Source organism: Paenisporosarcina sp. P4_B8 (assembly GCF_056402175.1).
Map to the genome: position 1 here is coordinate 223,498 of NZ_JBFUHX010000001.1, position 12,648 is coordinate 236,145.

The 12,648-nt window shown below is 41.3% G+C and carries 12 protein-coding genes; 10 read left to right on the plus strand and 2 right to left on the minus strand.

From position 1 onward, the window contains the following. Positions 1–36 precede the first annotated feature (36 nt). The 8 genes from AC1DSK_RS01095 to AC1DSK_RS01130 all read left to right on the plus strand — a co-directional run bounded on the left by AC1DSK_RS01095 (position 37) and on the right by AC1DSK_RS01130 (position 8,700). Positions 37–705 carry an NAD(P)H-binding protein gene (locus AC1DSK_RS01095; protein WP_477546227.1) on the plus strand — a complete coding sequence of 223 codons (669 nt, stop codon included), beginning with the start codon at positions 37–39 and terminating at the stop codon, positions 703–705. Between the two features lie 337 nt (positions 706–1,042). Next, positions 1,043–1,606, plus strand: coding sequence for an NADPH-dependent FMN reductase (locus AC1DSK_RS01100; RefSeq protein WP_477546228.1), 564 nt, complete (start codon positions 1,043–1,045; stop codon positions 1,604–1,606). A gap of 208 nt (positions 1,607–1,814) precedes the next feature. Beyond that, on the plus strand, positions 1,815–3,983 hold the full coding sequence (locus AC1DSK_RS01105) for a DNA topoisomerase III (protein ID WP_477546229.1): 2,169 nt from the start codon (positions 1,815–1,817) through the stop codon (positions 3,981–3,983). A gap of 27 nt (positions 3,984–4,010) precedes the next feature. Further along, on the plus strand, positions 4,011–4,499 hold the full coding sequence (ybaK, locus tag AC1DSK_RS01110) for a Cys-tRNA(Pro) deacylase (RefSeq protein WP_477546230.1): 489 nt from the start codon (positions 4,011–4,013) through the stop codon (positions 4,497–4,499). A gap of 112 nt (positions 4,500–4,611) precedes the next feature. After that, on the plus strand, positions 4,612–5,229 hold the full coding sequence (locus tag AC1DSK_RS01115) for a YczE/YyaS/YitT family protein (protein WP_477546231.1): 618 nt from the start codon (positions 4,612–4,614) through the stop codon (positions 5,227–5,229). 98 nt (positions 5,230–5,327) lie between these two features. Continuing rightward, on the plus strand, positions 5,328–6,416 hold the full coding sequence (locus tag AC1DSK_RS01120) for a hypothetical protein (protein WP_477546232.1): 1,089 nt from the start codon (positions 5,328–5,330) through the stop codon (positions 6,414–6,416). 289 nt (positions 6,417–6,705) lie between these two features. Beyond that, positions 6,706–7,896: a glycine C-acetyltransferase gene (locus tag AC1DSK_RS01125; protein WP_016428344.1), complete on the plus strand. Its 1,191-nt coding sequence runs from the start codon at positions 6,706–6,708 to the stop codon at positions 7,894–7,896. A 99-nt stretch (positions 7,897–7,995) separates the two neighbouring features. Next, positions 7,996–8,700, plus strand: a complete 705-nt coding sequence (locus tag AC1DSK_RS01130) for a DNA alkylation repair protein (protein ID WP_477546233.1) — start codon at positions 7,996–7,998, stop codon at positions 8,698–8,700. A 166-nt stretch (positions 8,701–8,866) separates the two neighbouring features. On the opposite strand, the gene AC1DSK_RS01135 is transcribed toward AC1DSK_RS01130, so the two are convergent. Continuing rightward, positions 8,867–9,487: a hypothetical protein gene (locus AC1DSK_RS01135; RefSeq protein WP_477546234.1), complete on the minus strand. Its 621-nt coding sequence runs from the start codon at positions 9,485–9,487 to the stop codon at positions 8,867–8,869. Positions 9,488–9,721: 234 nt separating this feature from the next. Here AC1DSK_RS01135 and AC1DSK_RS01140 point away from each other — a divergent pair, with 234 nt between their 5' ends. Both AC1DSK_RS01140 and AC1DSK_RS01145 read left to right on the plus strand, forming a co-directional pair. Further along, on the plus strand, positions 9,722–10,663 hold the full coding sequence (locus AC1DSK_RS01140; protein WP_477546235.1) for an L-threonine 3-dehydrogenase: 942 nt from the start codon (positions 9,722–9,724) through the stop codon (positions 10,661–10,663). Between the two features lie 212 nt (positions 10,664–10,875). Beyond that, the gene (locus AC1DSK_RS01145; RefSeq protein WP_477546236.1) at positions 10,876–11,043 is read left to right on the plus strand and encodes an AMP-binding enzyme; all 168 of its coding nucleotides are present in this window, start codon (positions 10,876–10,878) and stop codon (positions 11,041–11,043) included. Positions 11,044–11,218: 175 nt separating this feature from the next. Here the strand turns inward: AC1DSK_RS01145 and AC1DSK_RS01150 are convergent, their stop codons facing one another. After that, a complete protein-coding gene (locus AC1DSK_RS01150) occupies positions 11,219–12,574 on the minus strand; it encodes a YjiH family protein (RefSeq protein WP_477546237.1) in 1,356 nt (451 codons plus the stop codon). Between the last annotated feature and the right edge of the window lie 74 nt (positions 12,575–12,648).

The window sequence follows — 12,648 nt, forward strand, 5'->3', positions numbered from 1 at the left end:
TATGGTAAACTCAAAATACTAGATTACAAGAATGGAGTGAAGACATTGGAAAAAAGAACTGCGATGATAGCAGGAGCTTCAGGACTTACAGGTTCACAACTCGTCAAGTTTCTTTGTGAAAACGAGACTTATGAAAAAGTCACGATTATCGTCAGGAATGCAATTTCCTTCAGCCATCCGAAGTTAGTCACGAAAGTCAAAAATCTGAATCAAGTGACCAAGGATGACTTTGTTGGGGTAGATGATTTCTTTTGCTGCTTAGGTACGACGATGAAAAAAGCGGGATCGAAAGAAGCATTTGAACAAGTGGATTTAATCGCACCCATCCAGATGGGCAAATTTGCACAATCACAAGGGGCAAAGCATATGCTGGTTATTTCGGCAATGGGGGCAAATCCTGAATCGAATGTCTATTACAACCGTGTAAAGGGAACGATGGAAGATAAAGTCTTGATGCTTACACTTCCGCACGTTTCCATTTTCAGACCGTCATTATTGACCGGGAATCGAGAAGAATTTCGTTTAGGGGAGTGCTTTGGAGAAATAGCGATGACTCTGTTAAAACCGGCTTTTCTAGGTCCTTTGAAAAAATACCGTTCGATTGAAGCGAAGCAGGTGGCATTTGCCATGATGAAAATAGCTTTGCGGACACCTTCAAGAACAGTCGCTATTTATGATTCAGAAGCAATTGCACAAATTAAATAAGAATAACGTCCACATGCTACTTGCGCGACTGTGAGGAAGAAACAGTGCTCCTGTATTCATGAAAGAAAATGGGGAAGTGGAATTTTACACCGACAAGAAAGAACTTCAATCCATTTTGATACTGCTGTGAGTTTGATACCGCCTAACTAAAGAAATCGTAAAAGTGCAGGAACGGCTTGAAGCGGATTGTGCGACAGTCTCCGTCAAAAGAATGAACTTGTGTAGTTTCAGCACCCGGTGCTTAGGGCAAGGATTTTCTTTTTGATACAATGAGGATATAGGAAGTTCAAATTCCTTTTTGTACTTACATTAGAAAAGCGTTTGAAGGAGAATGGACATGAAAATTTTACTTATCGACGGGACCATTATTGGCTCCAAAACGGGTGCAATTCTGGATCAAGTGAAAATATATATTGAACAATTGAATAGTGAGCTCGATCTTGAAATTATGAAGCTGGCCGATTTTGACCATCAGTTTGTCGATGGCCGACCACTGGGTGAGTACAACGATGATATGCGTCGTCTCGTTCGCGAGTTCGAAGAAGCGGATGGCTACGTGTTGGCAACACCGATTTTCCAAGGATCGATTCCAGGTGTTCTGAAAAATGCATTCGATATGCTACACCCGCGAACAATGCGCTATAAACCGGTTGCAATTGTCGCAAATGGTGGAACGTTCCAGCATCACTTGGTCATCGAAAACCAATTGAAGCCCATCCTGGATTACTTCCGTTGCTTAGTGACACCGAATTACGTGTACACGACAGGCAGTCATTTCGGTGAGGGTAATGTCATCATTGATGAAGACGTACATGATCGCTTACGTGAACTTGCTCGCGTATTTGTACAGTACGTCGAAATGGGCAAACACTTATCAAAAGAAACTATTGACCAACCTTAAAAGACAGTTGGACCACTTCGCGAATTCCATGCGAAGTGGTTTTTTTGTTGGAAATTAGTGGGTGAAAGGGAATGAGGTCTTTGCGAAAGGGAATAAACCTATCGTGAAGAGGAATAAATCAAAATGTGAGGGATACCCGCCAGCTCGCACTAAACAGCCACCACCGTTTTCCGTTATAATAGAAGAATGTAAGAAAGGGGCGGACACTTTGTCAAAATCAGTAGTACTTGCAGAAAAACCATCCGTAGCACGCGATATCGCCCGCGTCCTCGGTTGTCATAAAAAAGGAAACGGCTTTTTAGAAGGAACACAATACATTGTTACTTGGGCACTTGGCCATTTGGTCACGCATGCTGACCCTGAACAATACGATAACAGCTATAAGGAATGGAAACTAGAGGATTTGCCGATCTTGCCTCAGCCATTCAAGCTGGTACCGATTAAACAAACGATGAAGCAATTTAATGCTGTTAAAGCACAACTGAACCGACCGGACGTTAAAGAAGTCATTATTGCGACTGACGCAGGACGTGAAGGGGAACTGGTTGCGCGTTGGATTTTAGAAAAAGCGAAAAGCCGTAAACCGGTGAAGCGATTGTGGATTTCTTCGGTAACGGATCAAGCGATTCAAAAAGGATTCCGCGAACTGAAAGATGGCCGAGCCTATGAACATTTGTATGAAGCGGCAGTTGCACGAGCGGAAGCCGACTGGGTGGTTGGTATTAACGCAACCCGTGCACTAACAGTGAAATACAATGCGCAATTATCGACGGGACGAGTTCAGACTCCAACTCTCGCAATGATTGCAGCACGCGAGAAACAAATTCGCGACTTTAAATCTAAAACATATTACGGTTTGCAAGCATTAACGAAAGAGGCAAACTATACATGGTCATTTGGCCCGAATAATCAGTCGAGCAATTTCAATAAGGACCAGGTCGAGCAAGTTCTGAAGAAATTGGACAATAGCAAGGAAGGTAAGATCAAGTCCATTCAAACAACGCCTAAAAAGCAACCTGCACCACCGTTGTTTGACTTGACCGAACTGCAAAAAGAAGGCCATCGTCTGTTTGGCTGGTCAGCGAAAGAAACGCTGTCCACATTGCAAGGGTTATACGAACGCCATAAAATCGTGACGTATCCACGGACGGATTCGAAGCATTTATCAAGCGACATGAAGTCGACCTTGAAAGATCGTATTAAAGCAGTCGATTTGCAACCTTACAGAGCTGCGACGAACAGTATTTTGCGTTCATCAAATATCCAACCGCAAAAAGGAGTAATTGACGATGCAAGAGTGAGCGATCACCACGCGATTATTCCGACAGAGGAATCACCGGTCATGCAAAATCTATCAGACAAAGAACGAAAGTTATATGACTTAATCGTTAAGCGATTTTTAGCCGTTTTCCTGCCTCCTTATGCATATGATCAAACAGTCATTACACTTGAAGTGCTTGGAGAAACATTTACGGCAAAAGGAAAAACCGTCCGGGATGAAGGATGGAAACGTGTCAATCAAGACAAAGAAGACGACACAGAAAGCACGTTGCCTCCTGTACAAAAAGGAGACACGATTGAAATTCGTGCTATCTCCATGACACAAGGTGAAACGAAGCCACCTGCCCGATTCAATGAAGGGACATTACTTGCTGCGATGGAGAATCCTTCGTCATTTATGGCAGGGGAGTCTAAAGACATTATCCAGACAGCAGTCGAAACGGGTGGACTTGGAACAGTGGCAACACGAGCTGATATTATTGAGAAATTATTCAATAGCTTTGTCATTGAAAAGAAAGGCAAAGAAATCTACACGACTTCCAAAGGGAGACAGTTGCTTGAATTGGTCCCTGAAGATTTAAAATCCCCGTCCTTAACGGGTGAGTGGGAACAGCGATTGACGAAAATTGCAAAGGGTACGATGAAAAAGGAACAATTCATGAAAGACATGGTGACCTTTTCAAAAACGGTCGTGACGCAAATCAAACAAAGCGATCAAAAGTTCAAACATGACAATGTCACGGGTAAGACCTGTCCGACTTGTGGAAAGAATTTGCTTGAAGTAAACGGCAAACGTGGCAAAATGCTTGTATGCCAAGATCGTGAATGTGGATACAAAAAACAAGTTGCGATGCAAACTAATGCCCGTTGCCCAGTGTGTCATAAACGCATGGAAATGCGAGGAGAAGGCGATGGCAAACTGTTTGTTTGTAAATGTGGGCATCGTGAAAAATTATCAGCTTTCGAGAAACGCCGCGAATCTTCTGGTGGAGCAAAAGCGAATAAGAAAGACGTTCAGAAATTCCTGAAACAACAGGATGAACCTCAAAATACAGCAATGGCTGAAGCACTGAAGAAGTTATTGAATCAGGAATAAAGATTTTTGTAAAGCGAGGAAATGTCTATGGCCAAGTCTTCCAAACCAACAAAAACGAATGCAGTCCGCTTACTGGATCAACAACAAATCAGCTATGACTTATTTGAGTATGAAGTATCCGACGGACAAATCGATGGTGTATCTGTTGCGCATAAAATAGCACAGCCAGTTGAAAAAGTATTTAAGACACTGGTTGCTACTGCAGGTCCAGGGAAAGTATCCGTTTTCCTGGTGCCAGTAGCCCAGGAACTGAATTTAAAAGCAGCCGCTAAAGCTGCCGGAGAAAAGAAAGTTGAAATGCTTCCGGTAAAAGATCTGCTAGGGGTGACTGGCTATATACGCGGAGGCTGTTCACCGCTTGGAATGAAAAAGCTATTTCCCACGTTCATTGATGAAACTGCGAAAGAACTTGATACGATGATTGTCAGTGCCGGCAAAGTCGGAATGCAGATTCATTTGCATCCAACTGATTTAGCATCCTGCACCAAAGGGGTATTCGCTTCTTTGACCAAATAGGAATAAATTTATATAACACTTAAAACATAATGCTGATATACTTTTCAGTATTGATTCGAATCCATTCATGCGAAGCATGAGTGGATTTTTTACGGAAAGAAGGCACTTTTAGATGACAAACACAATTTACATACGATGGAGTTTTTTTCTAGTCGGGTTAGTAGTGCTGTCTCTGGGCATTGCGATGACCATTAGAGGGGAAATACTTGGTATAGCACCATGGGATGTTATGCATGTAGGACTTTTCATTAACTTTGGTTTATCGATTGGCATTTGGTCTATTGTCACCGGATTCTTGATCGTACTTGCCACTTCCCTCTATTCCAAGCGCTGGCCACCAATAGGCACATGGCTCAATATGTTATTAATCGGAGTTTTTATCGATATGTTTCTTTGGTTATTGCCGATTGTAGTCAATCCAATTGCCGAAATCGGATTATTCATTGCAGGTGTAGTAATCATGGGGTTCGGGGTTGGGATGTATATTGCGCCAAATATGGGGGCTGGGCCTCGCGACTCACTCATGTTGATACTTATTGAGAAGACTGGGTGGACAGTCAAACGTGTCCGTACTTTACTTGAGATGGTTGTTGCTGTCATTGGCTGGCTTCTCGGAGGACCTGTTGGTGTGGGGACTGTTATCATTGCGTTGACACTCGGTTATATCGTGCACTTTACATTGCCACTATCACAAAAATGGATTGAAAAACTAACGACAGTTTCTAAATAATCAAGCAAAGCGGTCACTCTTAGTGGCTGCTTTTTTTCATGTTTTGTCATCCCATTTCATATAGTAGATGCAGTCAACACAATGAAAGGGATGAGTCGATGAACGGAACAATCACGCATCAGTTTGGACGTGCTTTTACAGGACAAGGTGAAAAAAATATTTATGCCGATTTGATCAACGAAGCACGGAAAGTATATTTTATTAAATCCCCCCCGACATTCAAACTGTCGGAATTATTCAGACAAGTTGGCTATCATTATGTGAAAAGAGGCTACGATATTGAGTGGTTTTACGATCCTTTGCATGCAGATACACTTGAAGCCACTTTTGTAAGAGGCAATCGAATCTTATTTATACAGGCTGCACACCCAGTTTCTTTTGAACCTAAATATTATGGCAGTACCCATCACGTTATTTCATTCTATGAGGCTTATGACGAAAACAAGTTGCGTGAACACGGTGGCTTTTTACGGGAAAAGACATTGCACAGTGAGCAGTGGCTGACAAAAGCATTGCAAACATTAACAAACGCGAAAAAGATTCACGACGAATGGGAAATTCCATATGTAAAAGGGATGGACTGGAGTGGCTTTGATGAGCAAGCGAACACACTATTCGATGAAACCTTCACCACGCTTAAATTCAATAAAACCCCTCATCGAACTCATCGATTGATGGGCACGTTAACTCCTGAAGGCGCAAAAGATTATTTCGCTTCCTTAACAAAAGGAGTCAAAAGACGCATATTCATCAAAGGGTATCCAGGTGGCGGAAAATCGACATTGATGAAGAGCTTTGCCGAGAAAGCAGAGAGCTTAGGTCTTGATACCCAGTGGGGCTGGTGTGGACTCGACTGCAACAGCATTGATTACGTGTGGTTACCTGAGCTGCAAACTATCCTGTTCGATAGCACCGCTCCGCATGAATATGAGCCTGAACGGTCTGGAGACGAAATTTACGACGTTAAAAAATTCCGCGAACTGAATGAAGAAGATCAGAAATTAGTAGATGGAATTGTTGCTCGATACAAAGAAGAAATTTTGCATGCAACTGAATATCTACAAGTATATTGCACGGATGATGAAACAATAAAAGAGACATTGGATGCGTGTGTAAATAATTTTAAATGGCAGGAAATTGAGGATGGTCTCTTCCAAAAGTTAGATAATTCTTCTATATATAAATGATTCTTTAATGAACGCGGGCTCATACTGAGCTCGTTTTTTTGTGTCCGTGATTCAAAAAGTTAAATTGGTCATGAGAATTGTTTGATTGATAAATAGCTGATTTTGATAAATCCATCAATTTGAACGATAAATTTTTCACTAGCCAAAAATAAATTTCGTATGTCGTAACAGAATGGCGCTTTGCACTTTTCTAATGCGCTTATGTTAAAATGTAATAGATTATAATACACCAGCGATTTGCCAATGATAGTGGTGTGGCACATAAATTCGCTTGAGAGGAAGATGTTTTTTGTCTAAAGTATTAGATGCTTTTTTACAAGAAAATTTACAAGAATTACGCGATCAAGGTTTATACAATGAAGTCGATCCAGTAGAGGGCCCGAACGGAGCAAAAATCCAAGTTCGCGGTAAAGAACTTATCAATTTATCTTCAAATAACTATTTGGGATTGGCAACAAATGAAGAATTGAAACGCATTGCAAAAGAAACAATTGATAAATACGGTGTTGGAGCAGGTGCAGTCCGCTCGATTAATGGAACACTTGACCTTCATGTGAAGTTAGAAGAAAAGCTGGCGGAATTCAAAGGAACAGAAGCGGCAATTTCTTATCAATCAGGCTTCAACTGTAACATGGCTGCTATTTCAGCTGTTATGGATAAAAATGACGCCATTCTTTCAGATCAGTTGAACCATGCGTCCATTATTGACGGCTGCCGACTATCGAAAGCCAAAATCATTGCGTTTAAGCACTCTGATATGGAAGATTTACGTGCGAAAGCAAAAGAAGCACAAGAATCAGGTCTTTATAATAAAGTCATGGTGATCACGGACGGCGTATTCTCGATGGATGGAGACATTGCGAAACTTCCGGAAATCGTGGAAATCGCGAAGGAATTCGATTTGATCACATACGTTGATGATGCACACGGATCAGGTGTTACTGGTAAAGGAAAAGGAACAGTTAAACATTTCGGATTGGAAAAAGATATCGACTTCCAAATGGGAACATTATCTAAAGCCGTGGGTGTAGTAGGCGGATATGTTGCTGGTAAACAATCATTAATCGATTGGTTGAAAGTTCGTTCACGTCCATTCCTATTCTCAACAGCCGTGCCACCAGGTGATGTTGCGGCAATTACGGCAGCATTGCAAATGATTATCGACTCAACAGAGCTTCACGACAAGCTTTGGGATAATGGCGATTATTTAAAAGCAGGTCTTAAGAAATTAGGATTCGATATCGGTGCTTCTGAAACGCCGATTACTCCTTGTATCATCGGCGATGAAAAACTGACGCAACAATTCTCCAAACGACTGTTTGAAGAAGGAGTTTATGCGAAAGCGATTGTCTTCCCAACTGTACAAAAAGGGACAGGCCGTGTTCGTAACATGCCTACTGCAGTCCATACGAAAGAAATGTTGGATGATGCACTTGCCATCTATGAAAAAGTCGGTAAAGAACTTGGTGTAATTAAGTAATAAAGATGAACACTCGAATGTGTAAAAGCGTTCGGGTGTTTTTTTATAGGAAGTGATGAATTATCTATAGAAAATTACTCGGTGATGGGGGATGGGCTTGTGACATATGAAGAAGTAATGAATTATCTAAAGGAAGTTGGTACGGAGCAAACAAAGAAGACATTTGTCAATCATGGAGCGACTGGTGAACTTTACGGAGTCAAGGTAGGAGACATGAAGAAAATCTTGAAGCATGTGAAGAAAGATCAGGAGTTGGCATTGAAGTTATACGACTCAGGAGTTTCGGATGCCATGTACTTGGCGGCCCTAGCAATCGATCCAAAACTGATGACGAAAGATCAATTACAAAATTGGGTGGAGGCAGCCTATTGGTCTATGCTATCTGAATACTCGGTCGCTTGGGTAGCGTCTGAAAGCCAGTTTGCTCTGGAACTAGCTAGAGAGTGGATGCAATCCGACAATGAAATGATTGCTTGTGCGGGGTGGAGCACATATACGAACTACTTGACCTATGCAGGAGCAGGTGAGTTAGACTTGCAGGAAATATCTCGATTGCTGGAAGTAATAAGAGTAGGCATTCACCAGGCACCGAACCGGGTACGTTACAATATGAATGCTTTTGTTATCTCCGTTGGTGGATACGTACCGGAATTACGGGAAGATGCTCAACATGTGGCAACTGAAATCGGCAAAGTACATGTGGATATGGGAGGCACCGCCTGTAAAGTCCCACTTGCTTTCGATTACATCGAAAAAGTTATTGCGCGTGGTGAACCAAAAAAGAAAAAAACAGTGAGATGTTAAGAGTTAGAAAACTAGATGGACCTCGACGTGGTAAGATGCGTCGAGGTTTTTTGTTGAAAGCTGAATGATGGGTTTCAATAGAATTTCTTCGTTTCAACAATCATTTACCTTCTAATTTTCACAAAAAAACCCACGCGAATGAACGTTTCGCGTGGGCAAATCAAAGTTACATATGCTTGTGTGAGTGGACGACAACATATTTTTGTAAACCACGTGACGAGTCAATCGCTTTTTGATGTTCGGTTTTTGCCAAAGTCTCGTTCCCTTCATGATGAGCGATGAATGAGTTCATGACGTGGTTCATCCAAGGTTTTTCGAACGATCCTATATAAGGCATCACTTCTTCTATATTCCCTCTTTTAGCGGCTATATTAGCTAAATAATAGGTACGCAATGACTTTTTCTTGATTTTTTCTGCGCTGATTCGAGCAGCATCATAGTCACTGAGGAATATGTCCAGAATAGTCGTATAGACTTGCTGCATTGAGGGCTGTTTGTACTTAGTTAAGATGGTCTGCAGGCTCTCTTCGACTTCTTGCCGGTTCCCATGGGCCAAAGCAAGAGGAAAGGCAAACACGGGCTTTTTACTGTTTTTTTGCAAAAACTTTTCGATTCTATTCAGATCATTAGACCAGTAAATGGCATGGAGTGGCCACAATATAGAGGGGACAATGATGGTAAAAAAAACAATCAATAAAATTGCCCAAAATGGGAATTGTAGAAAGGACAGAATGAGTGTCACGATAAAAATCAAACTGTATGTAATGGCCAGTGATTTGATATTCATAATAAAACTTCCTTTTTTCTATTACTATACCAAACGATTGATAAGAACTGAATGGACAGAATGGGGGAATTGGAAGGGGTCAGCGAAAAAACACTTACCAATGATGTGTATTGTACTTTCATGATGAACACACTATAATGAATACTGATTAAAATGTAATCATATCAACATTGTATTGAAATAATATGTATTCCTGAAAAATACAAGTGTTTATTTGAAGAGGAGGAAATTCAATTGAAAAAAATTATGATAACCGGTGCTCTAGGTCAAATTGGATCGGAACTAATTACAAAACTACGTGAAATTTATGGGGCAGATAATGTTTTGGCAACAGATATCCGCAAAACAGATTCGCCGGTTGTAGAAAACGGGCCGTTTGAATTGCTGGACGTAATGGATGCAGAACGTATGCACACGCTAGCGAAGGATTTCGGCGCAGATACAATGATGCACATGGCAGCATTGCTATCAGCTACTGCTGAGGCTAAGCCGTTACTTGCCTGGAATTTAAATATGGGCGGTTTGGTGAATGCACTTGAAACATCTCGCGAACTAGGACTTCAATTCTTTACCCCAAGTTCTATCGGAGCATTTGGCCCTTCAACACCGAAGAAAAATACGCCACAAGATACATTGCAACGTCCAACCACCATGTACGGCGTGAACAAAGTGTCAGGTGAATTGCTATGTGATTACTATTTCCAAAAATTCGGGGTAGATACGCGTGGTGTCCGATTCCCTGGGTTGATTTCATATGTTACGCCTCCAGGTGGCGGAACGACAGACTATGCAGTAGATATATATTACAAAGCATTGGCTGAAGGGAAATACACGTCGTACATCGAACAAGGTACATATATGGATATGATGTATATGCCAGATGCACTACAAGCAATCGTCGATTTAATGGAAGCGGATGCATCGAAACTTCAGCATCGCAATGCCTTCAACGTTACGGCTATGAGCTTTGAACCTGAAGAAATTGCAGCATCGATTCGCAAGCACATTCCTACGTTCGAATTATCTTATGATGTAGATCCAGTGCGTCAGGAAATTGCCAACAGCTGGCCGGATAGCATTGATGCAACTGCAGCTAAAAACGAATGGGGCTTCAAAGCACAATATGATTTAGACACAATGACAGCGGACATGCTGGCGAAGTTAGCGAAAAAATAAAACGAATTTAGAAAAGCTGATGTTTCCTGTTAAAAGGAAACATCAGCTTTTTCGTTATAAAAAAAGTCGATGGAACAAAACACGATTAGATATTTCTATATCGATCATATACTTGACCATAACGTGCATGGCAGCCTAAAAATAAGATAGAGTACGTAAACGAACTGTTTGACCCTTCTCGCTTTGAAGTTGTTTGAAAATCCAATATTGGTATGCCTGACGAGAAGTGGGGAGAAATGGTCGCGGCAATGATTGTTTCTAAAACTGAAGAAGAACTCCTAAGCTATTGCAAAGAAAGACTTGCCGGCTACAAAGTGCGGAAGACATTTTTCTATGCCGATGTATTGCCAAGAAATGCATCAGGAAATATTTTAAAATAAAAACTACGTGAATCATTTAATGGGCAAGTTATTGCTTAAATAGTAATTTGCCAGATTGCAAAACGATAATCCAAGGAAATGTTTGTGATTTCCAATTGGGCCGGATGTTTAGAAAAACGAAAAAAGCTGTCTCCAACTCCGCGATATTGCGGCATTGGAGACAGCTTAATTTAATTTAGAACAATAAATGAGCGACACCTGCGATGATAGGTAATGCAATCACAGTGCGCAACAAGAAAATCACAATCAAATCCAGGAAGTTGACAGGGATTTTTGAACCAAGTAACAATCCGCCGACTTCAGACATGTAGATCAACTGAGTAACCGATGTTGCCGCAATAACGAAGCGGGTCATTTCAGATTCAATCATTTGTCCGCCCAAAATAGCTGGGAGGAACATGTCTGCAAAACCAACGACCATTGTTTGTGCAGCTTCTGCAGCTTCGGGAACACCAAGAACCATTAATAACGGTTCAAACGGTTTGCCTAACCAAACAAATATATCTGTGTAAGTCGCAAGCATCAACGCAATCGTACCAAATGCCATCACGACTGGTGCGACACCCATCCACATATCCAATACGTTTTTTAAGCCGTCGGACATGAATTTAGTGAATGAACGGTTTTTATCTGCCGTTGTCAAAGCGTTTTCCAGCCCATGACTTACAACATTATAGCCCTCAGGCAATGTTTCTGCATGCTCATCGTATGGACGTCCATCTACGTATTCTTCAGGTTTGCGTGATAAAGGGTAAATTCGAGGCATGATGAATGCCAAAACAACTCCAGCTCCAAGAACTGTCGCATAAAATGGAAGGAAATAGCTACCCAGTCCAAGCTCTTCAAGAACGACAATCGAGAAAGTGATCGACACCACTGAGAACGTAGTTCCAATGATTGCTGCTTCTTTTTTCGTATAAAAACCATCTTCATACTGCTTACTTGTCAATAAAACACCAATTGTGCCATCGCCAATCCAAGAAGCAAGCGCGTCAATCGAAGAACGGCCAGGTAATTTGAATAGAGGACGCATTATTTTTACCATCATGGTACCAAAGAACTCAAGTAATCCGAAGTTTAAGAGTAGAGGTAAAAGAAGTCCTGCAAATAAGAAAATGGTGAATAAGAATGATAGTAAACCAGTAGGTGACAGTAACATTCCACCAGTATCTTCACTTCTTATTGCTTCTGGTCCGATATTCGCAACGACCATGACAGCAAAAATTGCCCCAATGACACGGACGATTGTCCAGAACCAATTCACTTGGAATAACTTTTCAAAAAATGTTTGATCTTCTAGCTTCATATCTTTTTTAAATTGATAAACGAGCGATCCTATCGCTGCCAAAATCATGACAACGGTAACGGTCCAAGGCATGATTGGTTCTACTACTCCAGCGACCATATTTGCCAATATGGCTACAGGAATCTTCCATTCGCCCTCGATTTTGAATGGAATCATGAATAATAATATTCCAATAATTGAAGGTATTAGAAACAATAACCATGTGGAAAGTGAAAACTTCTTCAAAAATGAGTCCTCCTAAGATGTATAATTATTCAACTTCTCTAGTAATGATACTTTCCAAGGCTCAAAAAGTCCAC

What these genes read in the sequence shown, in the direction of transcription:
- AC1DSK_RS01100 (WP_477546228.1), top strand. Translation starts at nt 1,043, where the DNA reads ATGAAAATTTTACTTATCGACGGGACCATTATTGGCTCCAAAACGGGT.
- AC1DSK_RS01115 (WP_477546231.1), top strand. Translation starts at nt 4,612, where the DNA reads ATGACAAACACAATTTACATACGATGGAGTTTTTTTCTAGTCGGGTTA.
- AC1DSK_RS01135 (WP_477546234.1), bottom strand. Translation starts at nt 9,487, where the DNA reads ATGAATATCAAATCACTGGCCATTACATACAGTTTGATTTTTATCGTG.
- AC1DSK_RS01120 (WP_477546232.1), top strand. Translation starts at nt 5,328, where the DNA reads ATGAACGGAACAATCACGCATCAGTTTGGACGTGCTTTTACAGGACAA.
- AC1DSK_RS01145 (WP_477546236.1), top strand. Translation starts at nt 10,876, where the DNA reads ATGCCTGACGAGAAGTGGGGAGAAATGGTCGCGGCAATGATTGTTTCT.
- ybaK (WP_477546230.1), top strand. Translation starts at nt 4,011, where the DNA reads ATGGCCAAGTCTTCCAAACCAACAAAAACGAATGCAGTCCGCTTACTG.